We start from the raw sequence: 24,092 nt of genomic DNA on the forward strand, positions 1-24,092 counted from the left end.
GACGGGACCTTGCGCACGGCCCGCGCGTGGCTTGCGCCTTTCGCCCGTCACGAATGCACGGCATAATGGCGCATGCAATTGACCTCCCGCCTTGCGCTGATGAACTGGCTGACCGGCCAGGGGCTCACCGGCCTGCCCGAAAACGAACTGCTCCGCGGCTTCTGCGAGCGCTGCCGCGCCGAAGGGCTGGAACTCTCGCGCGGGCTCGTCGTGATCGACACGCTGCATCCGATCTACGAGGGGCGCGGCTTTCGCTGGAGCGACCGGCCGAGCAATGAGAGCGATGCGTTCGAATACGGCTCGACCGCCGAAGGCGACGCAGCCAAGAGCTGGCGCCGCTCGGTGTTCTTCCACATGCTCGAGCATGGCGACGACGAGATGGTGATCGATCTCGCCGACGCGCCGTCGATGGATTTCTCGCAGATCGGCGAGCTCGCCGAGAAGGGCCACCGGCACTATCTCGCCTTCGTGCACCGCTTCGGCGAGAATGGCGCGCTCGGCCTAATGGACTGCCTCTACTCCTGCTGGACCACGCGCCGCGAGAGCGGCTTCTCCGAACCCGAGCTGGAGGCTCTGCGCGATCTCGTGCCGGTGCTGGGGCTCGCGATCAAGTCGGCGCAGCAGGTCGACATCGCGCGCACGCTAGGCCGGGTCTATCTCGGGCGCGATGCCTCCGAGCAGGTGCTGCGCGGGCGGATCTCGCGCGGCGTCACCGAGCGCATCAACGCCGTGCTGTGGTATTCGGATTTGCGCGGCTCGACCGGGATCAGCGAGAGCATCGGCCCCGACGAGATCATCCCGTTCCTCAACGATTATGCGCAGGCCGTGATCGACGCGATCCACGATGCCGGCGGCGACGTGCTGAAGCTGATCGGCGACGGTGTGCTCGCGATGTTCACCGGCGAGGACATGGCGGCGGCCCGCCGCGCCGCGCTGCGCGCCGAGCATCTGTTCCGCAAGAACGTCGCGGCGCTGAACGTGCGGCGGGAAGCCGACGGCCGTCCCGTCACGTCCGCCTATATCGGCCTGCATGTCGGCGAGGTCTTTTACGGCAATATCGGCAGCGAGGACCGGCTCGACTTCACCGTGGTCGGTCCGACCGTGAACGAGGTCAGCCGCATCGCCTCGATGAGCCGTTCGGTCGATCGCGAACTGCTGGCCTCGGCGGAGTTCTACAAGGGTCTCGACGCCGCAGGCCGGCGTTACCTCGTCTCCACCGGCCGCTACGCGCTGCGCGGCATCGGCCGCGCCCAGGATCTCTACACGCTCGATCCGGAGGTGGACGCGAGCGAGCCTGTGACGGGGAGCTACGAGCGGTATCTGGCGAATTAGGCCGGGCCGCCCCGTCACGGGGAGGCTAGCATCGTGCCGCCGCCTCGTCCCCCACCATCGCCGGCTGCCGATCCAGCGCCGCCGCGGGCGAGAGCCAAATGACCAGCGCCTGCACGCCGAACACGGCGGCGGCGAGATACAGGCACGCCTCCGCGCTCCAGATGCCGCCGACGATCGCGCCCAGCGCAGAGCCGACCGGGCGCGCGCCGTAGCTCATGATGTTGATGGCGGAGACACGGCCGAGCAGGCGCGGCGGCGTTACCGACTGACGCAAGGTCGTGGTCGAGATCACCCACAGGATCGGCCCGACGCCGAGCAGGAAGAAGCTCAAGGCCGCGAGCCAGGGCGAGGGGACCAGCACGGTCAACGCCATCACCACCGCGGCGAAGAAGCCGGTGACGGGGCCGAGGCCGACAACCGTGCCGAAGGCGATGCGCTTCATCACGCGCGTTGCGAACAGCGCGCCGATCACCATGCCGACCCCGTACATCGTAAGCACGGTGCCGATGCCGGTGGCGGTCAGGCCGAGATGGCGCACGGCGTAGGGCACGAACACGGCGATCTGCAGGAACCAGCCGGTGTTGAAGATGAACTGGGTGATGAACACCGGCCGCAGCAGCGGATGGTGAAACACGAAGGCCGCGCCTTCGCGGATGTCCTGGAGCGGATGGCGCCGCGGCGCCGGCGTGCGGGTGGGCTCGTAGATGCCGGAGAGCAGCACCACGGCAATGGCGGAGAGGGCCGCGGCAAAGCCGAAGGCCGGGCTGGCGCCCCACCATCCCACCAGCGCGCCGCCGAGCGCAGGGCCGCTGGCAAAGGCGATGGTGCGCGCGAGCTCGATGCGCGCATTGGCTGCCGGCAACAGCTCTGCGCTCACCAGCGACGGCACCAGCGCCGGCGCGGCCACGCTGTAGACGACGGTGCCGCACACGGCTGCGAAGCCGAGCAGCGCCAGCAGCGGCAGATTGAGCGCGCCGAGCGCGAGCAGCAGCACGATAGAGGCGAGCGCAGCGGCCCGCAGCGCCTCGGCACCGGCCATCAGCGCGCGGCGGGAGATGCGGTCGGCGAGCAGGCCGGCCGGAATGGCGAAGAGGACGAAGGGCAAGGTCAGGGCGGTCTGGAGCAGGCCGGTCTGGCCTTCGGCCACCCCGAGCGTCAGCACGGCGACGATCGGGGCTGCGGCCAGTGCGATCTGCTCGGCCGACTGCGCCGCGAGGTTGGACCAGGCAAGGCGGTTGAAGGTCGGCGGAAGGCGAGGCGGATTTGACATGGCTCATTTCCTGCAAAGTCGGGTTGGCGCCAGTATCCGCTTCGGGAGGCCTTCAAACCCACCCGCTTCCCGACAGGACGGCGAACAAGGCCGTGTCGGGAACCAAAAGGGCTAGATGCAGTTGCAAATGAGTTGCAATAAGCCTCGACTTCGGTATTGTCCTCTCCATGGATGCTCGCTCGCCCGATCTGACCCGAGACGCCGCCGGCTGGCGCAATGATGCGCCTGCCACCAAAAGCCTCGCCGAGGTGAATTCCACGGTTGCCCTCCCCAAGGCGGGAGTGTGGTGGCGGCGCATGCTCGCCTTCGTCGGCCCGGGCTACCTGGTCTCGGTCGGCTACATGGACCCCGGCAATTGGGCGACCGACCTCGCCGGAGGATCGAAGTTCGGCTACACGCTGCTCTCGATCATACTGCTCTCGAACCTGATGGCGATCCTGCTCCAGTCGCTGGCGGCACGGCTCGGCATCGTCACCGACCGCGACCTCGCGCAGGCCTGCCGCGCGACCTATTCGCCGGCCGTGAACTTCATGCTGTGGCTCGCTTGCGAGGCGGCGATCATCGCCTGCGATCTCGCCGAGGTGATCGGCACCGCGATTGCGCTGAAACTGCTGTTCGGCATTCCCCTGATCGGCGGCGCACTGATCGCTGCGCTGGACGCTTTCCTGCTGCTCATCCTGATGAACCGCGGCTTCCGTTTCCTCGAAGCCTTCGTCATCGCGCTGCTCGTCGTGATCGCAGTCTGCTTCACGGTCCAGCTTGCCGCGGCAGCGCCGCCGGTTGCCGAGATGCTGAGGGGATTCGTGCCGAAGACCGAGATCTTCACCAACCCGGAGATGCTCTACATCGCGATCGGCATCATCGGCGCGACCGTGATGCCGCACAATCTCTATCTGCACTCCTCGATCGTGCAGACGCGCGCCTATGAGCGCAACGACACCGGCCGGCGCGAGGCGATCAAATGGGCGACGACGGATTCGACCATCGCCCTGATGCTGGCGCTGTTCATCAATGCCGCGATCCTCGTGGTGGCCGCCGCGACGTTCCACACAAGCGGCCATTCGGATGTCGCCGAGATCGGCCAGGCGTTCGAGCTGCTCTCGCCCTTGCTGGGTCTGGGCATCGCCTCGACGCTGTTCGCGGTCGCGCTGCTCGCCTCGGGCCTCAATTCGACGGTGACGGCGACGCTCGCCGGCCAGATCGTGATGGAAGGTTTTCTCGACCTGCGCCTGCCGAACTGGGCGCGGCGTCTCCTGACGCGCGGCATCGCCATCGTTCCCGTGATCGTCGTGACGGCGATCTACGGCGAGCGCGGCACGGCCGATCTGCTGGTGTTCAGCCAGGTCGTGCTATCGATGCAGCTGCCGTTCGCGGTCATCCCGCTGGTGCGCTTCGTCTCCGATCGCCGCAAGATGGGCAAGTTCGCGATCCCCGCATGGGTCGCCGCCATCGCGTGGATCGTCGCGGGCGTGATCGTGGTTCTGAACGTGAAGCTGCTCGCGGATACGCTGTTCGGGTGAGGGCGGCTAATCCTGCGGCTCGGAGGCCGCATCGCCCAGCGCGTCGATGCGCAGCCAGCCTGATGGCGCGAGGCGCTGCTGCGGCAGGAATCGGGCCTTGTAGTCCATCTTCTTGGAGCCTTCGATCCAGTAGCCGAGATAGACGTAGGGCAGCCCTTGCCGGCGGGCGCGGGCGATGTGGTCGAGGATCATGAAGGTGCCCATCGAGCGGCTGACCTGGCCCGGCTCGAAGAAGGAATAGACCATCGACAGGCCGTCGCTGAGCACATCGGTGAGCGCGACCGCGATCAGCTCTTCGCCGCGGCCGGTGATGCCGCTGTCGGGGCCGCGCTTGCGGTACTCGATGATGCGGGTCTCGACATGGCTGTCTTCGACCATCATGGCGTAGTCGAGCACTGTCATGTCCGCCATGCCGCCATGGCGGTGGCGGGAGTCGAGATAGGCGCGGAACACCGAATATTGCTCGGAGGTCGGCACCGCGCTGCGCTGCTCGCCGATGATGTCGGCGTTGCGGGCGATCACCTTGCGGAAGTTGCGGGAGGGCCGGAATTCGTTGGCGACGACCCGTACGGAGACGCAGGCGCGGCACTGGTCGCAGGCCGGCCGATAGGCGATCGATTGGCTGCGGCGGAACCCGCCATGGGTCAGGAGGTCGTTGAGATCACCGGCGCGCTCACCCACGAGGTGCGTAAACACCTTGCGCTCGTGCCGGCCCGGCAGATAGGGGCAGGGGGAGGGCGCCGTGAGGTAAAATTGTGGGGTATCGCGCGAGTGCTGGGTCAAGGGACGTCGTGGGCCTCCAAATTGGGTACCAGCATCGCGCTACGAAAGCTCCCGGTCAATCGGTCTGCTCGGCAGGTCGGATCAGCCAGTTTAGCGGATCCAGGTTGATAGGTTCTTGATCACCAGTTCCTCAGCAGGTGCTCTCAGGTGGTCTTCCCAGTAGGTCTTCTCAGTAAGTCCTGGCGCCCTGAGGCACCGGGGCGCGAACGGAATTGTTGATCACGACCGTTCCCAGCACGAAATCATGCAGCAGGCGACGGCGGCCGTTGAACAGGCCGACCAGCACCACGAAGGGCGACAGGAACGACACCGTCACCCAGAACAGCACGGCGTGGGTGGCGCCGAGCACGAAATAGCCTGATGCGCCGTACCAGGTGCGCAGTTCCAGATCCATCACGCGCATGCCGATCGTCGCGGACGACGGACCGCCGATGCAGGCGCCGTAATAGACGATCGCCCAGATCACGGAGGCCGGCCAGGCCAGCCAGAACAGCGCCCAGCCGATGCCGAGCGTGATCACGCCGAACACCGCAATGAAGAGGTAGCCGAGGATCACCGGCACCGAGATCACGACCATGTCGATCAGGAAGGCGAACACCCGCCGCGTAGCGACGCCGCGGAACAGTTCCGGGTGCAGATCGGGATCATAGGCGTGCGCCCCGCCGGCATTGCGCCAGGCATTGCCCGAGTCCGAATACGACATGACCGTCCTCCCGAGGGAAACTCCCGTGGCAGGACATGGGAACAGGCCGTCCGCGTGCCAAGGGTGCGCCGACGTCAACAAGCTGAAATATTCCGGCGATTCGGGGGCGGGGAGGTGGTCGGGGGAGCGGCGAGTTATCGGCCCCGGTGTCGTCCTTGCTTTCGCCAGGACGAGGTTGGGGAGACAGGTGCGCCCACCCTACAATTACTGCGCCCGCAGCTTCTCCGCCGCCTTCGGCGCGAAATAGCTGAGCACGCCGTCGGCGCCCGCGCGCTTGAACGCCAGCAGGCTCTCCATCATGGCGCGGTCGCCGTCGAGCCAGCCATTGTTCGCGGCGGCTGCGATCATCGCGTATTCGCCCGAGACCTGGTACGCGAAGGTCGGCATGGCAAAGGTGTCCTTCACGCGGCGGACCACGTCGAGATAGGGCATGCCGGGCTTCACCATTACCATGTCGGCGCCCTCGGAGATGTCGAGCTCGACCTCGCGGAGCGCTTCGTCGGTGTTGGCGCTGTCCATCTGGTAGGTGCGCTTGTCGCCGGTAAGCGTCTTGGCCGAGCCGATGGCGTCGCGGAACGGCCCGTAGAAGGCGGAGGCGTATTTTGCGGCGTAGGCCATGATCTGCACGTCGAGCAGCCCGGTGCGATCCAGGCCCTCGCGGATCGCGGCGACGCGGCCGTCCATCATGTCGGAGGGCGCGATGATGTCGCAGCCGGCTTCGGCCTGCACCAGGGCCTGACGCACCAGCACCGCGACCGTCTCGTCGTTCAAGATCTTGCCGTCGGAGATCAGGCCGTCATGGCCGTGACTGGTGAAGGGATCGAGCGCGACGTCGCACAGGATACCGATCTCCGGAAACTCCTTCTTGATCGCGCGCACCGCCTGGCAGACCAGATTGTTCGGGTTGGTGGCCTCCGAGCCTTCCTCGTCGCGCAGGGACGGGTCGGTGTAGGGAAACAGCGCCAGGCAGGGGATGGTGAGCTTCATCGCGCGCTCGGCCTCGCGCACGGCCTGGTCGACGCTGAGGCGGTCGACGCCCGGCATCGAGGCGATCTGCTCGCGCTTGTTGTCGCCGTCGATCAAAAACAGCGGCCAGATCAGATCGTCGGTGGTGAGCACGTTCTCGCGCACCATGCGCCGGGCCCATTCGGCCTTGCGGTTGCGGCGCGGGCGGACGGTCAGATCGAGGGCAGGGGAGGCGCCAGCGCCATCCCCGCGCGAAACCTCGCGCAATTCGATCGGACGTCCGTATTTGATCGCCATCACTCTTCCTCCGGCTGGAATTATTCTTATACCAGCTCGCATGGGTCCCGTCACCGCGGCTTGACCTGCCGCAAGGTAAAGACAAGGCGAAGGACCGGCCTGGGCAGCCGATTGATTTTGCAGGCCGAAGCAGCCAGAAGAGAGGCATGTCCGAGATTTCCACCCGCGATGCGGCCCGCGACGGCGCCAATGCCAGGGATAACGCCCGAGACAACGCCAGAGACAACGCGATGTCGGTGGCGGCGATCTCGTCGGAGCGCGCCGAGTCGGACGACAATGTCTGGACGCGCCGGCTCGTGCTGTTCCTGCGGGTGATGGCGCTGCTCTCGATCCTCAAAGGTCTCTATCACTGGGCGCAGGTCACCGGCTTCGTCGGCGGCGAGGACGAGGCGTTCGAGAACCAGTCGATGGCCTGGCAGGCCGCGACCGTCTACTTCGCCGTAATCGAGCTCGTCGCCGCGGTCGGCCTGTGGCTCGCGACCCCCTGGGGCGCGGTGGTGTGGCTGACGACCGTAGTGTCGATGGCGGTGATCGAGCTGATGTTCCCGGGCATCTACGGCGGCAGCCTGGTCGTGGTCGGTGTCGAAGCCTTCATGCTGGCCGCCTATCTCGCGCTCGCCTGGATGGCAGCACGCGAACGGCCGCCGTAGCTGGCAAACTCTCGTGCCCCGGACGCGACGGAGCGCGCCGCACTTGCGGCGTGATGCGTCGCAGAGCCGGGGTCCATCTCTCTACGATCCATGCTCTGGCTTCGCTGCGCTTGTCCATGACACGAGAATGGTGCGCTTGGTTGACCGCCGGTTGCCTAAAATTCGAGGTAACTTTTCGTTGACTCCGTGCATTCCGCCACAGCTCTTACGCGGCCGTTTCGAAACGGGGCGGGGCTGTTCTGGAATGCGACAACGGGAGCGGACGGAGGGTGAACAGGACCTTGCGAAGGTCAACAGAGGGTTGCGAAAAGTGCTTGTGGCACAGGCTTAATCCGCAATTCACTGTCTTAAATTCATGATCTCTTTATTCTCTTATTTAAGCCGATCTTCAAACGAGCCCCTTAAGTTGCAGCTATCAGACGGAGCACAAGTTTCGTCGAATAAGTGTCGATAAAAACGACAACAGGGGAAGTGTCATGATGAAAGCCGTCGCAACTGCGGCAGATACCGCAGAGCGCGTCTCCGGCCAGCAGGGTTCGGTGCAGTCGCTCTATCTGGAAGCTTTGACTCTGGTGGAGCGGCTGCATCGCCGGCTCCTCGACGTCATCAAGGACGAATTCGATCGCCGCGGCCGCGCGGACATCAATTCGGTGCAGGCGCTGTTGCTCTACAACATCGGCGACAAGGAGCTGACCGCGGGCGAGCTGCGCACGCGCGGTTATTATCTCGGCTCCAACGTCTCCTACAATTTGAAGAAGCTCGTCGAGCTCGGTTTCCTCGATCATCAGCGCTCGCGCGTTGATCGCCGCTCGGTGCGCATCCGCCTGACGCCGCAGGGCCAGGAAGTTCGCCGCATCGTCGACTCCCTCTACCAGAAGCACGTCAAGACGGTGGAGCAGGTCGGCGGCATCTCGGGCGAGGAGTTCTCGACCCTCAACAAGTCGCTGCACCGCCTCGAGCGGTTCTGGACCGACCAGATCCTGTATCGTCTTTGAGATCTTTTCGACGGGACTTGGCCAAGCCGGCCCACAACAAGACCGGCAAGCCTCCCGAACGTGCCTGACTTCCCCAAGCGCGCCGGCCCGGCTTGTGCCCGGACCGGTGCGTTCTGTCATTTCGCGGTTGCGAAAAAATCTCCGGCCGCAGGGAACGAGTTCCCGGTTCGGTGCTTATCCCCTTCGGATCGGAGGGCGGACGATGCTGGTCGAGCGTGGCTTGGGGGTGATGAACGTGGAACTCGTGAGCGAGGCCTATGCTATCGCCGCGAACTATCTCCGCCGCTCCGGCGCGATCCCCGACAGCCTCGTCACCGACGAGCACCTGCTCGAGATCGTCATCAAGCTGCTCCAGCACGGTGAATTCAACAAGATCAGGCTGGCCAACAAGGCCATCACGAGGTTCGAGGCGCAGTCCGAGGCCAAAGCGGTTGCCTGATCACGAGTCCCAACATGTCCAAGAACCAGAGGGTGCCATGGAAGCTGCCATCGACCGCATCATGCAGACCTACGATTTGCTCGCCAACCGCACGTCTGCGGCGAGCGCGGAGGCGCGGGCCAAGGTGACGAATTACCTCAACACCCTGATGGAAGCCGGCGAGAAGGACACCCACAGGTTGACTGTGTTCGGTCTGACCTATCTGCGCGAGCTCGATGGCAGCGTCGACCCCGTGAAGGCGGGGTATACCGGGCTGTGACGGGACGCTGACCGCGGCCGGCGGGTCTGGCGCAGAGTTTGAGGCTCAAAGCGGCCCCATTAGGGATGCCCGCAGATCGGTGGCTCGCTGGAACCACCCAGTGCCGAAAACCTGCAATCCCCACCATATCTTGCATAAATATCAGGCCCGACCCGCAACTACTTGGCCGGGGGCGGGCAATGTGGTAGATCGCGCTCGCCGCTTCCGACCGCCACACCAGACCCGCCCGTAGCCCGCCAAAAGGCTGCGGCGGTGGAGATATTCGCAAGATGACCTCAGCCAAAACCGCCTCCGCGCCCGATTCGTTTTTCACCGCCTCGCTCGACCAGGCCGACCCGGAAATCGCCGCCGCCATCAAGGGCGAGCTCGGCCGGCAGCGCCATGAGGTCGAGCTGATCGCATCCGAGAACATCGTCAGCCGTGCCGTGCTGGAAGCGCAGGGTTCGGTGATGACCAACAAGTATGCAGAGGGTTATCCGGGCGCGCGCTATTACGGCGGTTGTGAGTGGGTCGACGTCGCCGAGAACCTCGCGATCGATCGCGCCAAGAAGCTGTTCGGCGCCAAATTCGCCAACGTGCAGCCGAACTCGGGCAGCCAGATGAACCAGGCGGTGTTCCTGGCGCTGCTCCAGCCCGGCGACACCTTCATGGGCCTCGACCTTGCGGCCGGCGGCCATCTCACCCACGGCTCGCCCGTCAACATGAGCGGCAAGTGGTTCAAGGCCGCGCACTACACTGTGCGCCGCGAGGACCAGATCATCGACATGGATGCGGTCGCCAAGCAGGCCGAAGAGGTCAAGCCGAAGCTGATCGTCGCCGGCGGCTCGGCCTATTCGCGCGCCTGGGACTTCAAGCGCTTCCGCGAGATCGCGGATAGCGTCGGCGCGTATCTCCTCGTCGACATGGCGCACTTCGCGGGTCTCGTCGCCGGTGGTGTGCATGCCTCGCCGGTGCCGCATGCCCACATCACCACCACCACGACGCACAAATCGCTGCGCGGCCCGCGCGGCGGCCTGATGCTGTGGAATGACGAGGCGCTGACCAAGAAATTCAACTCGGCGATCTTCCCGGGCCTGCAGGGCGGCCCCCTGATGCATGTGATCGCGGCGAAGGCGGTCGCCTTCGGCGAGGCGCTGCGTCCGGACTTCAAGATCTACGCGAAGAACGTGGTCGAGAACGCCAAGGCGCTGGCTGAAGCGATGAAGAGCCACGGGTTCGATATTGTCTCGGGCGGCACCGATAACCATTTGATGCTGGTCGATCTCCGGCCGAAGGGCCTGAAGGGCAATGCGTCGGAGAAGGCGCTGGTCCGCGCCGCCATCACCTGCAACAAGAACGGCATTCCGTTCGACCCCGAGTCGCCGTTCGTCACCTCGGGGATTCGGCTGGGCACGCCGGCCGCCACCACCCGCGGCTTCGGCGTCGCTGAATTCCAGCAGGTCGGCGGCATGATCGCCGAGGTCCTCAACGCGATCGCACAATCCTCCGACGGCAAGGCGCCGCTGGTCGAAGCCGCGATCAAGGAACGGGTCAAGGCGCTGACCGACCGCTTTCCGATCTACCAGTAAGTAAACCGCTCAAGGTAAACGGATGCGCTGCCCGAACTGCAACAGTCTCGATACGCAGGTAAAGGACTCGCGTCCGACCGAGGACTCCTCCGTCATCCGCAGGCGGCGCGTGTGCGTCGCCTGCAATTTCCGCTTCACCACTTTCGAGCGCGTGCAATTGCGCGAGCTCACCGTGATCAAGCGCAACGGCCGCCGCGTGCCGTTCGACCGCGACAAGCTGATGCGCTCGGTGTCGATCTCCTTGCGCAAGCGGCAGGTCGAGCCGGAGCGGGTGGAGAAGATGGTCTCCACCATCGTGCGCGAGCTCGAGACCGGCGGCGAGGCCGAGATTTCCTCGGAGGTGATCGGCGAGACCGTGATGGAGCATCTGCGCACGCTCGACGACGTCGCCTATGTGCGCTTCGCCTCGGTCTACCGCAATTTCCGCGAGGCCAAGGACTTTGCCGACGTGCTCGGCGAGCTCTCCGGTGAGGAGGAAGCGCGGCTCGCCGCGATCCGCAAATGATCTTCCGCATCCTGGAGGATCAATTCGGCCAGAAGATCCGCGAGTCCAAGGACGCCGATCGCCGCTTCATGCAGCTTGCGCTTGCGCTCGGCCGCCGCGGGCAGGGGCGCACCTGGCCCAATCCGGCCGTGGGCGCGGTCATCGTGAAAGATGGAGTGATCGTCGGTCGCGGCTGGACACAGCCCGGCGGAAGGCCGCATGGCGAGCCCGAGGCGCTGCGGCGCGCCGGCGAGGCGGCGCGCGGCGCCACGCTCTATGTCACGCTGGAGCCATGCTCGCATTTCGGCAAGTCGCCGCCCTGCGCCGATGCGGTGATCGCCGCCGGCATCAAGCGCGTCGTCGCAGCGATCGAGGATCCCAATCCGGAAGTCGCGGGCCAGGGCCATGCGCGCCTGCGCGCAGCAGGCATCACGGTGGATGTCGGCCTGTGCGCGGCGGAGGCCGCGTTTGATCATGCCGGTCATTTCCGCCGCATCCGCGATCGGCGCCCGCATGTAATCCTGAAGCTCGCGGTCTCGCCCGACGGCAAGATCGGTGCGGCCGGCGGCAAGCCGGTCGCGATCACCGGCGAGGCCGTGCGCAATCGCGTGCATCTGCTCCGCGCGCAGAGCGATGCCATCCTGGTCGGCATCGGCACCGTGCTGGCGGACGATCCCCAGCTCAACTGCCGCCTGCCGGGCATGGCCGCCCGCTCGCCGGTGCGCATGGTGCTCGACCAGAGCCTGCGCATCCCGGCTTCGAGCCAGCTCGTCCGCTCCGCGCGCGAGACGCCGCTCTGGGTGGTCGGCTCGGAGCTTGCGGAAGCTGCGGCCGCAACACGGCTTGGCGCTGCCGGTACGCAAGTGATCCGCGTCCCGCCGGGCGGCACATCCGGGCTGGATTTGCCGGCCGTGCTGCGTGCGCTGGCCGAGAAGGGCATCTCGCGGCTGATGGTCGAGGGCGGCAGCCGCGTCGCTGCGTCGTTCGTGGCCGCGGACCTCGTGGACGAAATCTGGCTGTTCCGCGGCGCGGAAGAGGTCGGCAGCAGCGGCGTCGATGCGCTCGATGCATTGCCACTGTCGAAAATCACGCAGTCGCCGGCCTATAAGGTTCATGCTAGCGAGACATTCGACAAGGATACTCTCACCATCTACGAGCGCGCGTAATGTTTACCGGCATTGTCACCGATATCGGCGAGGTCGTCGGCTTCACGCCGACGGCGCAGGGCCAGTTGCACCGGCTGCGCATCGTCTGCCGCTACGATCAGACCACCATTGCCGATGGCGCCTCGATCGCCTGCAATGGTGTCTGCCTTACCGTCGTCGCCTCGGGCGTCGAAGACAGCAGAACCTGGTTCGATGTCGATGCCGCGGCCGAGACGCTGGCGCTGACGACCGCAAAACACTGGAGGCTCGGCACGAAGCTCAACCTCGAGCGCGCGCTGAAGATCGGCGACGAGCTTGGCGGGCATATCGTCGCCGGCCATGCCGATGGCATCGCGACCCTCGTCAGCCGCGAGGACCTGCCCGACATGGCGCGGTTCGAGCTTTCGACCACGCGGGAGCTGGCGCGGTTCATCGCCACCAAGGGCTCGATCACCCTCGACGGCGTCTCGCTGACGGTTAATACGGTGGCGGACGTGACCTTTTCGGTCCTGATCATCCCGCACACGCTGACGGTGACGACGATCGGCGGCTGGAAGGCGGGGACCGAGGTCAATATCGAGGTCGATCTGATGGCCCGCTACGCTGCGCGGCTGACGGAAATGAAGTGACGGTGATCAAACTTCGTCATGCGCGGGCTTGACCCGCGCATCCATCCTCTTAAGAGGTCTTGACCCGATGGATTGCCGGGTCGAGCCTGGCAATGACACAATAGGTTTACGATGGCAGACGCGCGGCGCGCACCTCTGAAGGACCAGACCGACATTTCCGGCGCGCGCGCGCTGATTGTCGAGGCACGGTTCTATGACGATCTCCAGGACGCGATGCTGGACGGCGCGGTGGCCGAGCTGAAGGCGGCGGGCCTGACGCATGACGTCATCACGGTTCCCGGCGCGCTGGAGATCCCGGCGGCAATCGCCATTGCGGTCGATGCGGCTGCCGCCAGCGGCAAGCCCTATGACGCTGCGATCGCGCTCGGCTGCGTGATCCGCGGCGACACCATCCATTTCGAGATCGTCTCGCAGGAATCCTCGCGCGCGCTGATGGACCTTGCGGTGGCGCGAAAGCTGCCGCTCGGCAACGGCATCCTCACGGTCAACAATGAGGCGCAGGCCTGGGCGCGGGCGCGCGCCAGCGAGCTCAACAAGGGCGGCGATGCCGCGCGCGCCGCGATTGCGATGCTGCGCATCAAACGCCGCCTGGCGCGGGCCTGACGATGGCCGATCACAGCAAAAAGCCGTCGGCTGGCACGGAGAAGAAGGCGAACCGGCGCGGTGCGGCGCGGCTCGCGGCCGTGCAGGCGCTGTACCAGATGGACATCGCCGGCGCGGGCATCAACGACATTTTTGCGGAGTTCGAGAGCCACTGGCTCGGTAACGAAGTCGAGGGCGACACGTACCTGCCGGCTGAAGCGGCCTTCTTCCGCGACGTCGTCTCCGGCGTCGTGCGCGACCAGAAGAAGCTCGATCCTCTGATCGACGAGGCGCTGTCGAAGGGCTGGCCGTTGAAGCGGATCGAGGCGATCTTGCGCGCGGTGCTGCGGGCCGGCGCCTACGAATTGGAGCACCGCAAGGACGTGCCGGGCCGTGTCGTGGTCTCCGAATATGTCGATGTCGCCAATGCCTTCGTCGACCGCGAGGAAACCGGCATGGTCAACGCCGTGCTCGACCAGATCGGCCGCCAGTTTCGCGGTGACGAGTTCGGGCGGGGGTAAGGCGACGCCGGAGGTTAGGTTGACATCGATGGCGACCTCGCAAAATCCTTCCGGCGAAGACTCCCTCATCGCGCGCTATTTCAAGCCGCTGGCGACCGATCCCGGCGCGCTGGGGCTGGTCGACGACGCCGCCATCCTGCAATCGCTCGGCGGAGATATCGTCGTCACCACCGATGCCGTGGTCGAGGGCGTGCATTATCTTGCCGATGACCCGCCCGACACCATCGCGCGCAAGGCGTTGCGGGTGAATTTGTCCGATCTTGCCGCCAAGGGCGCGACGCCCGCCGGCTTCGTGCTGACGCTCGCGCTGCGCAGCAAGGCGGATGGCTGGCTCAGGCCGTTCGCCGACGCGCTGGGCGAGGACGCCAGGACCTTCGCCTGCCCGCTGCTCGGCGGCGACACCGTGTCGACGCCGGGGCCGCAGATGATCTCGATCACGGCCTTCGGCCGCGTACCTCAAGGTCGGATGGTCGGCCGCACGGGCGCGAGGCCCGGCGACCGCATCCTGGTGACGGGGACGATCGGCGATGCCGCGCTCGGCCTCGACGTGCTCACCGGCGGCGCGGCTGCCGCGGCGCTCGCGTCCGATCCTGCTGCAAGGGACGCACTGATCTCGCGCTACCGCGTCCCGCAGCCGCGCAATTTGCTGGCGCAGGCGGTGCGCGACCATGCGACTGCGGCGATGGACGTCTCCGACGGCCTGGCGGGCGACCTGACGAAACTCTGCGCGGCGTCCGGCGTCTCGGCCACGATCGATGTGGCGAGCGTGCCGTTGTCGGCCGCGGCGGCCGGCCTGATTGCGGGCAACGTCGTTTGCGTTGAGACGCTGCTTGCCGGGGGCGACGATTACGAGGTCCTGTGCACGGTGCCGTCGGTACAGAGCGATGCGCTGATTGCCGCGGGGCGGGCGGTCGGCCTCGCCGTCACGGCGATCGGCACGATCGTCGCGGGACATGAGCCGCCTCGCTTCCTGGACGGGCAGGGCAAGGAACTGTTGTTGAAGCGGCTTTCGTACAGCCACTTCTAGGAATTGCTCCAAACCGGCGCTCGTGCCCTAAATACCTGCCGAGATCGGCCTTTTCGGCCGCTTACGGCGTTGCACCCGCATTCTGATTTTGGCAAGCTTGTGACCGACCAGGGCCACCCCTTCAGGCAAGGAGCGGCCCTGTTCAACATAAAGGCGCCGCACCGCACGACGGGAAAACAAAAGGCGCCGGGGGTACGTACATCAAGGATCTGAGGCAAAAAATCACATGACAGCATTATGGTTGATAGTGCTCTGCGGAGTGCTTTCCGTCGTCTACGCGATTTGGGCGACGTCTTCGGTGTTGAGTGCGGATGCGGGGTCGCCGCGCATGCAGGAGATTGCGGGAGCGGTGCGCGAGGGCGCACAGGCCTACCTGCGGCGTCAGTACACCACGATCGGTATCGTCGGCATCGTCATCTTCGTGCTGCTTGCCTATTTCCTCGGACTCTATGTCGCGATCGGTTTTACCATCGGCGCCGTCCTGTCGGGGGCGGCCGGTTTCATCGGCATGAATGTCTCGGTCCGTGCCAACGTGCGCACCGCGCAGGCGGCGACGACATCGCTCGCCGGTGGCCTCGAGCTCGCCTTCAAGGCGGGCGCCATCACCGGCATGCTGGTGGCGGGTCTCGCGCTGCTCGGCGTGACCCTCTATTTCGGCTTCCTGGTCTATTCGCTGAAGCTCGCACCTGACAGCCGTGTCGTCGTCGATGCCATGGTGGCGCTCGGCTTCGGCGCCTCGCTGATCTCGATCTTCGCCCGTCTCGGCGGCGGCATCTTCACCAAGGGTGCGGACGTCGGCGGCGACCTCGTCGGCAAGGTCGAGGCCGGCATTCCCGAGGACGATCCGCGCAATCCGGCGACGATCGCCGACAATGTGGGCGACAATGTCGGCGACTGTGCCGGCATGGCGGCCGACCTGTTCGAGACTTATGCGGTGACCGCGGTCGCCACCATGGTCCTGGCGGCGATCTTCTTCGCCAAGACGCCGATCCTCATGAGCATGATGACGCTGCCGCTCGCGATCGGCGGCATCTGCATCATCACCTCGATCATCGGCACCTTCTTCGTCAAGCTCGGGCCGAGCCAGTCGATCATGGGTGCGCTCTACAAGGGCCTGATCGCAACCGGCGTTCTGTCGCTGGTCGGCATCGCCGGCGTGATCTACGCCCTGATCGGCTTCGGCAAGCTCGACGGCGTCGAGTATACCGGCATGTCGCTGTTCGAATGCGGCATCGTCGGTCTCGTCGTCACCGCGCTGATCATCTGGATCACCGAATACTACACCGGCACCGACTATCGCCCGGTGAAGTCGATCGCGGCGGCGTCGGTGACCGGTCACGGCACCAACGTGATCCAGGGGCTGGCGATCTCGATGGAGTCAACCGCGCTGCCCGCGATCGTCATCATCGCCGGCATCCTGGTTACCTACAGCCTTGCCGGCCTGTTCGGCATCGCGATCGCGACCGCCACTATGCTGGCGCTGGCCGGCATGATCGTCGCGCTCGACGCGTTCGGCCCCGTCACCGACAACGCCGGCGGCATCGCCGAGATGGCGGGCCTGCCGAAGGAGGTGCGCAAGTCGACCGACGCGCTCGACGCGGTTGGCAACACCACCAAGGCGGTGACCAAGGGCTACGCGATCGGCTCCGCCGGCCTCGGCGCACTGGTACTGTTCGCGGCTTACAATGAGGACCTCAAGTTCTTCATTGCGGACTCCGCACACCACGCTTATTTCGTAGGCGTCAAGCCGGACTTCTCGCTCAACAACCCCTACGTGGTTGTCGGCCTGTTGTTCGGTGGTTTGCTGCCCTATCTGTTCGGTGCGATGGGCATGACGGCCGTGGGCCGTGCGGCCAGCGCGATCGTCGAGGAGGTGCGCCGGCAGTTCCGCGAGAAGCCGGGCATCATGCAGGGCACCGACAAGCCGGACTACGGCAAGGCGGTCGACCTTTTGACGAAAGCGGCGATCAAGGAAATGATCATCCCGTCGCTGCTCCCGGTGCTGTCGCCGATCGTCGTCTACTTCCTGATCTACACGATCGCGGGTGGCGGCGCGGCCGGCAAGTCGGCGGCGTTCTCGTCCGTCGGTGCGATGCTGCTCGGCGTGATCGTGACGGGCCTGTTCGTCGCGATCTCGATGACCTCCGGCGGCGGCGCCTGGGACAACGCCAAGAAGTACATCGAGGACGGCCATTACGGCGGCAAAGGCAGTGATGCCCACAAGTCCGCCGTGACCGGCGACACCGTCGGCGATCCCTACAAGGATACGGCCGGCCCGGCGGTGAATCCGATGATCAAGATCACCAACATCGTGGCCTTGCTGCTGCTGGCGATCCTGGCGCACTGAACCTGCGGTGCTCTACAAACGACAAACCCGCGGTGCAAACCGCGGGTTTTTTGTTGTCAGCTTTACGGGAGACCGTCGCTGTGAACTTCGAGACGACCAAATGTATGCGGTGCGGTTGCGACATGTTGGCGGCCGACACCGTCTGTCCGGCTTGCGGTAAGGCGCAAAGAGGCAGCCGGCAATCTGGGCCTCGCACAATGCTGGCGGTCGCGCTGGCGGCGGCCGTCCTCATCGCCTTCAACTGGTTCAAATCTCCTGCGCCGCAAGCGAGCCCGCCTACTGCACATCCATCTGCAGCCCTTCCTTCTGGATGATGCCGGCGAATTTCTTCGTCTCGGCATCCAGGAAGGCGGCAAACTGCTGCGGCGTGCCGTAGTCGGTGCGGGCGCCCATGGCGGTGATGTTCTTCCTGATGTCGTCGCGCTCCAGCATCGCCTTCACCTGGAGATTGAGCGCTTCGAGCACCGGAGCGGGAACGCCTTTCGGCAAGAACACCGAGAACCACGACGAGACGTCGAAATTCGCCAGCTCCGGCGCGCTCTCGCGCATGGTCGGCAGGTTCGGTGCAAGTTCGCTACGCTCCGTCGTGGTGACGCAGAGGCCGGTGAGGGTGCCGCTCTGCACCTGCGGCAGGCTCGGATAGAGATTATCGAACAGGATCTGGATGTCGCCGGCGAGCGCGGCCTGGAGCGCAGGCCCGGCGCCACGGAACGGGATGTGGGTCATCTTCAGTCCGGTGAGCTGGAGGAACCAGGCGCCGGTGAGGTGAGGGCTCTGGCCGACGCCGGAGGAGGCATAGCTGAGCTTGTCAGGATTGGCCTTGAGGAAGGCGATCAGCTCGGCGATCGACTTGATGCCGGTCTTCGGATGCGCCGAGACGATGTTCGGGATCCGGATCATGTTGGAGACCGGCTGGAGCTGGTCCGGCTTGTAGGCGAGATTCTTGAAGATGCTGTAGGCGATCGCGTTCGGACCGGGATTGCCGATCAGAATGGTATGCCCGTCCGGCTTGGCGCGGACCACCTCGGCCGTGCCGATCGTGCCGCCGCCGCCGGAGCGGTTTTCCACCACGGCCGACTGGCCCCAGGCCGCTTGCAGATGCGCGGCCAGGAGCCGGCCCATCACGTCGGTCGAACCGCCGGCGGCAGCCGGTACGACGATGCGGATGTTTTCGGTGGGCTTCCAGTCCGCCAGGCTCGATCGCGGCAGGATCGCTGCGGCCGAAAGGCCGGCAGCACCGGTAAGCACGCGACGGCGAGACAGAAATTGATTGGGCACGAATCCACTCCCTGCTTCTTGTTTTGCGGGGAGCGTATGGAACCAGGCGCGCAACGGCAAGTCGCGCGCGACGGCAAGTGCCGCGCGGAGAGCGGCACGACGCCGCAGGCTGAAGGCTCAGTTAAAGCTGAGCAGCTTGAACAGCGGCGTGAGGTAGCTCATTTCCTGGCCCGACGTCGGCGTGGTGCGGCTGATGAAGTCGAAGATCTTGCCGTCCTGCAGGCCGTAATTCGCGAGCCGCCGCACGCGCCGGGTCTTGTCGAAATAGATCGCGATGACGCGCTGGTCGACCACCTTCTGGTTCATGAAGGCGACCATGCGCTCCGAGCGCTGCGAGATGTAGTAGAACACCTCGCCGTCGAGGGTTGCGACTGTGGAGGGCGTGCCCATCACGATCAGCACCTGGTCCTGACTCGCACCGATCGGAATCTGCTCCAGCGCGCCGGGGGGCAGGATGTAGCCCTTCTGGAATTGCTCGCCGGTGCAGCCCGCAAGCGCAACGCCAACCAGGGTCGCGGCCGCGAACAGCCGCAAGCTTCGCCAGCGTGCATGAAGGCCGCGCCGCTTGTTCGGGCGCAGGCCGTTCTGATTCGTTATCGTCATAGCGGAACTGATTCCGTCCCCTTGCGTCGCGCGAGGCGCTGAAGTACCGGGCGGAGGCTCTGAATGCAACACGCGCGCGCCCGCTTGCGGAAACCACAATGCTTTGGCCGTTCAATCACTTCAGGAAACCCCGGCCAGCCCCGCCGGGCACCATTGAAGCCATCTATGGCATGATCGTGACGCAGGCGCGAGAACCCATATTTTACCGCGACTTGGGCGTGCCGGATACGGTTAATGGGCGTTTCGACCTGTTGCTGCTGCATCTCTGGCTGCTGCTGCGCCGCCTGCGCACGGCCCAGGGCGCCAACGGACGCGCCACCGAGCTGTCGCAGGCGCTGTTCGACCGGTTCTGCGAGGACATGGACGACAATCTGCGCGAGATGGGGATCGGCGACCAGACCGTGCCGAAGCGGATGCGGGCCTTTGGCGAGGCCTTTTATGGCCGCGTCCAGGCCTACGACCAGGCCATCGAAGATGGCGATGGAGCACTGGCGGCGGCGATCTGCAAGAATATCTTGAATGGGACCGGCTTGGACCAGGCGCAGCGGCTGGCGGCCTACGCCCTGGCCACGGAGGCGGATCTCGGCCGGACCGACGAGGCTGCGCTGCTGCTCGCGTCCTTCCGGTTTCCCCCAGCGCTCACTGAGGACACCACGCGATGAGCCGACCGAACGCCGAATCCAGGCCCGATCCCTGGCGTGCCCCTGTGATCGTCGCGCAAATTCCCGACACCGGCGTGCACCGCAAGCTCGAGGCCTCCGCCGCCGAGCGGCAGGCCATGGCCGAGCTCGCGGGTTTGCGGGAGGTCCTCTCCGCCCAGGCAGAGTTCGACGTGGTGCCGAAAAGCGGCGGCCGCTTCGAGGTGACCGGCCGCGTCCGCGCCAGGGTCGGCCAGACCTGCGTGATCACGCTCGACCCGATCGAGAGCGAGATCGAGGAGGCGGTGGACCTGATGTTCGTCCCCGAGGCGGAGGCGCGGCGGCTGGCCGACCTGATCGAGGAGGGGCAGGACGACAAGGCGCCGGCCGAGATCGCCGACCCGCCGGAGGCGATTGCCAATGGCATCATCGACCTCGGACGGCTCGCCACCGATGCGCTGTTCCTGGCGATCGACCCCTATCCGCGCAAGGAAGGGGCCGTGTTCGAGGCGGAGGTCACCGCCCCCGACCCGGCGGACCATCCGTTCGCGGTGCTGAAGGCGCTCCAGGGCAAGAAGCGGGACAAGAAGAAAGACAAATAGCCGGGCATTCCCGTAAGAACGCCTTGCCGGGCGGTGCGAAGTGCTTGCCCGGATGGTTTGAGAGGCGCGTTTATCTATCTGATTTCAATATATTTCCTTTGAATTTGCCGGCCCCTTTCCGGATTGCCCCGAATGCAAAAGGCTGGGGGCAAGAGGTTGTTTCGGGATAACAAAACGCTATTGTCGCGCCCCGGTCCGGGCGCGCGTGGCGCTTGGCCCATCGCCATGTCCATGGCGAAGCCATTTTTGCGGGCCCGCTCCTTCAAGACCGCACCAGACCAGGTTTCCAGGACTTTTATGCCAAGCAAGGTTCGCATCGCCCTTGACGCCATGGGAGGCGACGTCGGCGCCGCCGTGGTCATTCCAGGCGCCGCCATCTCGCTTCAAAGGCATCGCCAGATCGAGTTCCTGCTGGTCGGGGACCGCGCCAAAATCGAGCCCGAGCTCGAGAATCATCCGGCCCTCAAGGCCGCTTCGAAGATCGTCCATACCGACGTTGCCGTCGGCATGGACGACAAGCCGAGCCAGGCGCTGCGGCGCGGCCGCAAGACCTCCTCGATGTGGATGGCCATCGACGCGGTGAAGAAGGGTGAGGCGGACGTCGCGGTCTCCGCCGGCAATACCGGCGCGCTGATGGCGATGGCGCGGTTCCACCTGCGCACGCTGCCCGGCATCGACCGTCCGTCCATTGCCGGGATATGGCCGACCAGGCGCGGGGAATCCGTCGTGCTCGACCTCGGTGCCACCATCGGCGGCGACGCGCACCATCTGGTGTCGCTCGCCGTCATGGGCGCCGCGATGGCGAGCGTGCTGTTCAACAAGCCCCGTCCCACTGTCGGCCTGCTCAATATCGGGACCGAGGAGATCAAGGGGCACGAGGAGATCCGCGACGCCGGCGACATCCTGCGCGCGAGGAACCTGCCGGAGCTCGACTATATCGGCTTCGTCGAGGGCGACGGGATCGGCAAGGGGCTGTCCGACGTCATCGTGACCGAAGGTTTCAGCGGCAATATCGCGCTCAAGGCAGCCGAGGGAACCGCACGCCAGATGGCGGAATTACTCCGCAACGAGATGCAGCGGAGCTGGCTGTCCAAGCTGGGCTATCTGTTCGCGCGGGGCGCCTTTCAGGCCCTGCGCAACAAGATGGACCCGAACAAGTCCAACGGCGGTGTGTTCCTGGGACTGCGCGGACTAGTGGTCAAGAGCCACGGCGGAATCAGCGCCGAAGGCTTTGCCTATGCGATCGATGTTGGCTATGAGATGGCGCAATACGATCTCCTGAACAAGATCAATCAGACGCTCAACCGCGAGGGTGGTGCACTCAGTTCCGTGCCAACCGCGCCGGAGGATGTTTCGTGACTCAAATTCGTTCGGTCGTGCTGGGCTGCGGCTCTTATTTGCCGGAGCAGGTGGTGACCAACGCCCAATTGGCGACGCGCATCGACACGTCCGACGAGTGGATCGTGCAGCGCACCGGCATTCGCGAGCGGCACATTGCGGCCGAGGGCGAGTTCACCTCTCACCTGGCGCTCAGGGCGGCACAGGCTGCGCTGGCCGACGCCGGCGTGGACGCGCAGTCGATCGAACTGATCGTGCTGGCGACCTCGACGCCCGACAACACCTTTCCCGCAACCGCGGTCGCCGTGCAGCACGGGCTCGGCATCAACCATGGCGCGGCCTTCGACCTCCAGGCGGTGTGCTCGGGCTTCGTGTTCGCGCTCGCCACCGCCGACAATTTCCTGCGTACCGGCGCCTTCAAGCGCGCGCTGGTGATCGGCGCCGAGACCTTCTCGCGCATCCTCGACTGGAACGACCGCGGCACCTGCGTGCTGTTCGGCGACGGTGCCGGCGCGGTGGTGCTGGAGGCGCAGGAGCAGCCGGGCAATGCGGCAACCGACCGCGGCGTGGTGACCACGCATTTGCGCTCCGACGGCCGCCACAAGGCAAAGCTGTTCGTCGACGGCGGGCCGTCCTCGACCCAGACCGTCGGCCATCTGCGCATGGAAGGCCGCGAGGTCTTCAAGCACGCGGTCGGCATGATCACCGACGTCATCGTCGATGCCTTCGAGGCGACCGGCCTGAACGCCGACAGCATCGACTGGTTCGTGCCGCACCAGGCCAACAAGCGAATCATCGACGCCTCCGCGCACAAGCTCCACATCGCGCCGGAGAAGGTGGTGCTGACGGTGGACCGTCACGGCAACACCTCGGCGGCCTCGATTCCGCTGGCGCTGTCGGCGGCGCGCAAGGATGGCCGCATCAAGCGCGGCGATCTGGTTTTGCTGGAAGCGATGGGCGGCGGCTTCACCTGGGGCTCCGCGCTGGTGCGCTGGTAAGCCACAGTCGATAAAATTTTGCCCGAATCAACGCGGATTATCGATGCGTCTGCATTGATGAGCGCTGTTGACCGTCGTATCGTAACCTCATAATTTCAGACAACAATTGTTCGCCGTGATGTGGGGCAGGGCGATGACCGATCAAAGTAAAACCGTAACGCGTGTCGATCTGTGCGAAGCCGTCTACCAGAAGGTGGGGCTGTCGCGCACGGAATCGTCTGCCTTCGTGGAACTCGTCCTGAAGGAGATCACCGACTGCCTGGAGAAGGGCGAGACGGTGAAGCTGTCCTCGTTCGGCTCCTTCATGGTCCGCAAGAAGGGTCAGCGAATCGGTCGCAACCCGAAGACGGGCACCGAGGTGCCGATCTCGCCGCGCCGGGTCATGGTGTTCAAGCCGTCGGCGATCCTGAAGCAGCGGATCAACGCCCAGCACCGCACCAATGGCGATGCCAGCAAGGCTCAACCCGAGGCGTAGCTCGCCTTTCGGAAAGGATATTGCATTTGGACAAGGCGCCGGATGCGTTCCGAACCATCAGCGAAGTAGCGCAGGAACTCGACATTCCGCAGCACGTGCTGCGGTTCTGGGAGACCCGATTCTCCCAGATCAAGCCGATGAAGCGCAGCGGCGGCCGGCGCTACTACCGCCCCGACGACGTCGACCTGCTCAAGGGCATCCGCCGTCTCCTCTACGGCGAGGGCTATACCATCCGCGGGGTGCAGCGGATCCTGAAAGAGCACGGCGTCAAATCGGTGCAGGGCCTCGCCGACGGCGCAGCCGCGGTCTCGTTCGGGGCGATCGAGGACGCCATCGGCGCCAGCCTGATGGAGCCCGACGACGAGGCGCCCATCAAGGGCGTCACTGAGGCCGACGAGGACGATTACCAGGGCGATGAGGAGGAAGGCATCGACTTCCGCTTCACGGAGGTCGACGACGAGGACATCCTTACCACCTTCCGCAAAGGCGGCCCCCCCGCCGCGCCCGCCGGCCCCAGCGCGCTGGACCGGGAGCGGCTCGGGCGGGCACTCGCCGACCTCGTCGCCTGCCGGGAAATGCTCGACCAGGCGCTGAAGGACGGCTGAGCCGGCATTTCGCCGTCTTGCCGTCAGTTCCGGGGGAC

Annotated in this window: 26 protein-coding genes; 20 read left to right on the top strand and 6 right to left on the bottom strand. The window is 65.5% G+C overall.

The window, feature by feature from the left end; all coding sequences use genetic code 11:
* Positions 1–72: 72 nt before the first annotated feature.
* Positions 73–1,332 carry an adenylate/guanylate cyclase domain-containing protein gene (locus NR187_RS17450; RefSeq protein WP_211385919.1) on the top strand — a complete coding sequence of 420 codons (1,260 nt, stop codon included), beginning with the start codon at positions 73–75 and terminating at the stop codon, positions 1,330–1,332.
* Positions 1,333–1,357: 25 nt separating this feature from the next.
* Here NR187_RS17450 and NR187_RS17455 read toward each other — a convergent pair whose 3' ends face one another.
* Positions 1,358–2,602, bottom strand: coding sequence for an MFS transporter (locus tag NR187_RS17455; protein ID WP_256807125.1), 1,245 nt, complete (start codon positions 2,600–2,602; stop codon positions 1,358–1,360).
* Positions 2,603–2,769: 167 nt separating this feature from the next.
* Between NR187_RS17455 and NR187_RS17460 the strand changes: the two genes are divergently transcribed.
* Positions 2,770–4,122 carry an Nramp family divalent metal transporter gene (locus NR187_RS17460; RefSeq protein WP_256807126.1) on the top strand — a complete coding sequence of 451 codons (1,353 nt, stop codon included), beginning with the start codon at positions 2,770–2,772 and terminating at the stop codon, positions 4,120–4,122.
* A 6-nt stretch (positions 4,123–4,128) separates the two neighbouring features.
* On the opposite strand, the gene NR187_RS17465 is transcribed toward NR187_RS17460, so the two are convergent.
* From NR187_RS17465 to hemB, 3 genes are all read right to left on the bottom strand, one after another.
* Positions 4,129–4,905, bottom strand: coding sequence for an arginyltransferase (locus NR187_RS17465; protein ID WP_211385922.1), 777 nt, complete (start codon positions 4,903–4,905; stop codon positions 4,129–4,131).
* Positions 4,906–5,074: 169 nt separating this feature from the next.
* A complete protein-coding gene (locus tag NR187_RS17470; RefSeq protein ID WP_211385923.1) occupies positions 5,075–5,608 on the bottom strand; it encodes an RDD family protein in 534 nt (177 codons plus the stop codon).
* 204 nt (positions 5,609–5,812) lie between these two features.
* Entirely contained in the window at positions 5,813–6,871 is a 1,059-nt protein-coding gene (gene hemB / locus NR187_RS17475) for a porphobilinogen synthase (protein WP_211385924.1), read from the bottom strand.
* A gap of 146 nt (positions 6,872–7,017) precedes the next feature.
* Between hemB and NR187_RS17480 the strand changes: the two genes are divergently transcribed.
* The 12 genes from NR187_RS17480 (at position 7,018) to NR187_RS17535 (ending at position 17,517) form a co-directional block, all read left to right on the top strand.
* The gene (locus NR187_RS17480; protein WP_211385925.1) at positions 7,018–7,521 is read left to right on the top strand and encodes a DUF6163 family protein; all 504 of its coding nucleotides are present in this window, start codon (positions 7,018–7,020) and stop codon (positions 7,519–7,521) included.
* 476 nt (positions 7,522–7,997) lie between these two features.
* Positions 7,998–8,516 carry a transcriptional regulator LdtR gene (gene ldtR, locus NR187_RS17485; protein WP_011087797.1) on the top strand — a complete coding sequence of 173 codons (519 nt, stop codon included), beginning with the start codon at positions 7,998–8,000 and terminating at the stop codon, positions 8,514–8,516.
* A 202-nt stretch (positions 8,517–8,718) separates the two neighbouring features.
* Positions 8,719–8,955, top strand: coding sequence for a hypothetical protein (locus NR187_RS17490; RefSeq protein WP_211385926.1), 237 nt, complete (start codon positions 8,719–8,721; stop codon positions 8,953–8,955).
* Between the two features lie 37 nt (positions 8,956–8,992).
* Positions 8,993–9,214 (top strand): hypothetical protein, encoded by a 222-nt coding sequence (locus NR187_RS17495; RefSeq protein ID WP_211385927.1) that lies wholly within the window; start codon positions 8,993–8,995, stop codon positions 9,212–9,214.
* A 269-nt stretch (positions 9,215–9,483) separates the two neighbouring features.
* The gene (gene glyA / locus NR187_RS17500) at positions 9,484–10,782 is read left to right on the top strand and encodes a serine hydroxymethyltransferase (protein WP_211385928.1); all 1,299 of its coding nucleotides are present in this window, start codon (positions 9,484–9,486) and stop codon (positions 10,780–10,782) included.
* Positions 10,783–10,804: 22 nt separating this feature from the next.
* Positions 10,805–11,287: a transcriptional regulator NrdR gene (nrdR, locus tag NR187_RS17505; RefSeq protein WP_007603426.1), complete on the top strand. Its 483-nt coding sequence runs from the start codon at positions 10,805–10,807 to the stop codon at positions 11,285–11,287.
* Positions 11,284–12,432 carry a bifunctional diaminohydroxyphosphoribosylaminopyrimidine deaminase/5-amino-6-(5-phosphoribosylamino)uracil reductase RibD gene (gene ribD / locus NR187_RS17510; protein WP_211385929.1) on the top strand — a complete coding sequence of 383 codons (1,149 nt, stop codon included), beginning with the start codon at positions 11,284–11,286 and terminating at the stop codon, positions 12,430–12,432. The genes nrdR and ribD overlap by 4 nt, the downstream gene beginning before the upstream one ends.
* Entirely contained in the window at positions 12,432–13,040 is a 609-nt protein-coding gene (locus NR187_RS17515) for a riboflavin synthase (protein ID WP_256807128.1), read from the top strand. The genes ribD and NR187_RS17515 overlap by 1 nt, the downstream gene beginning before the upstream one ends.
* Before the next feature lie 111 nt (positions 13,041–13,151).
* A complete protein-coding gene (gene ribH / locus NR187_RS17520; protein WP_256807129.1) occupies positions 13,152–13,643 on the top strand; it encodes a 6,7-dimethyl-8-ribityllumazine synthase in 492 nt (163 codons plus the stop codon).
* Positions 13,644–13,645: 2 nt separating this feature from the next.
* Positions 13,646–14,143 (top strand): transcription antitermination factor NusB, encoded by a 498-nt coding sequence (gene nusB / locus NR187_RS17525; protein ID WP_211385932.1) that lies wholly within the window; start codon positions 13,646–13,648, stop codon positions 14,141–14,143.
* A gap of 28 nt (positions 14,144–14,171) precedes the next feature.
* On the top strand, positions 14,172–15,170 hold the full coding sequence (thiL, locus tag NR187_RS17530) for a thiamine-phosphate kinase (RefSeq protein WP_256807130.1): 999 nt from the start codon (positions 14,172–14,174) through the stop codon (positions 15,168–15,170).
* A gap of 226 nt (positions 15,171–15,396) precedes the next feature.
* Positions 15,397–17,517, top strand: coding sequence for a sodium-translocating pyrophosphatase (locus tag NR187_RS17535; protein WP_256807131.1), 2,121 nt, complete (start codon positions 15,397–15,399; stop codon positions 17,515–17,517).
* A gap of 276 nt (positions 17,518–17,793) precedes the next feature.
* Here the strand turns inward: NR187_RS17535 and NR187_RS17540 are convergent, their stop codons facing one another.
* A complete protein-coding gene (locus NR187_RS17540) occupies positions 17,794–18,795 on the bottom strand; it encodes a tripartite tricarboxylate transporter substrate binding protein (protein WP_256807132.1) in 1,002 nt (333 codons plus the stop codon).
* Between the two features lie 117 nt (positions 18,796–18,912).
* Positions 18,913–19,398: an outer membrane protein assembly factor BamE gene (locus NR187_RS17545; protein WP_256807133.1), complete on the bottom strand. Its 486-nt coding sequence runs from the start codon at positions 19,396–19,398 to the stop codon at positions 18,913–18,915.
* 98 nt (positions 19,399–19,496) lie between these two features.
* On the opposite strand from NR187_RS17545, the gene NR187_RS17550 reads away from it, so the two are divergent.
* From NR187_RS17550 to NR187_RS17575, 6 genes are all read left to right on the top strand, one after another.
* Positions 19,497–20,060, top strand: a complete 564-nt coding sequence (locus NR187_RS17550; protein ID WP_256807134.1) for a ubiquinol-cytochrome C chaperone family protein — start codon at positions 19,497–19,499, stop codon at positions 20,058–20,060.
* Positions 20,057–20,638, top strand: a complete 582-nt coding sequence (locus NR187_RS17555; RefSeq protein WP_256807135.1) for a DUF177 domain-containing protein — start codon at positions 20,057–20,059, stop codon at positions 20,636–20,638. The genes NR187_RS17550 and NR187_RS17555 overlap by 4 nt, the downstream gene beginning before the upstream one ends.
* A gap of 297 nt (positions 20,639–20,935) precedes the next feature.
* The gene (plsX, locus tag NR187_RS17560; protein WP_211385939.1) at positions 20,936–21,997 is read left to right on the top strand and encodes a phosphate acyltransferase PlsX; all 1,062 of its coding nucleotides are present in this window, start codon (positions 20,936–20,938) and stop codon (positions 21,995–21,997) included.
* A complete protein-coding gene (locus NR187_RS17565; protein WP_211385940.1) occupies positions 21,994–22,974 on the top strand; it encodes a beta-ketoacyl-ACP synthase III in 981 nt (326 codons plus the stop codon). The genes plsX and NR187_RS17565 overlap by 4 nt, the downstream gene beginning before the upstream one ends.
* A gap of 133 nt (positions 22,975–23,107) precedes the next feature.
* Entirely contained in the window at positions 23,108–23,449 is a 342-nt protein-coding gene (locus tag NR187_RS17570) for an integration host factor subunit alpha (protein WP_018456841.1), read from the top strand.
* A gap of 26 nt (positions 23,450–23,475) precedes the next feature.
* A complete protein-coding gene (locus tag NR187_RS17575; protein WP_256807136.1) occupies positions 23,476–24,054 on the top strand; it encodes a MerR family transcriptional regulator in 579 nt (192 codons plus the stop codon).
* Positions 24,055–24,092 lie beyond the last annotated feature (38 nt).

Origin of the sequence: Bradyrhizobium sp. Bra64 (assembly GCF_024519875.1) — a bacterium.
Classification (GTDB): Bacteria; Pseudomonadota; Alphaproteobacteria; order Rhizobiales; family Xanthobacteraceae; genus Bradyrhizobium; species Bradyrhizobium japonicum_G.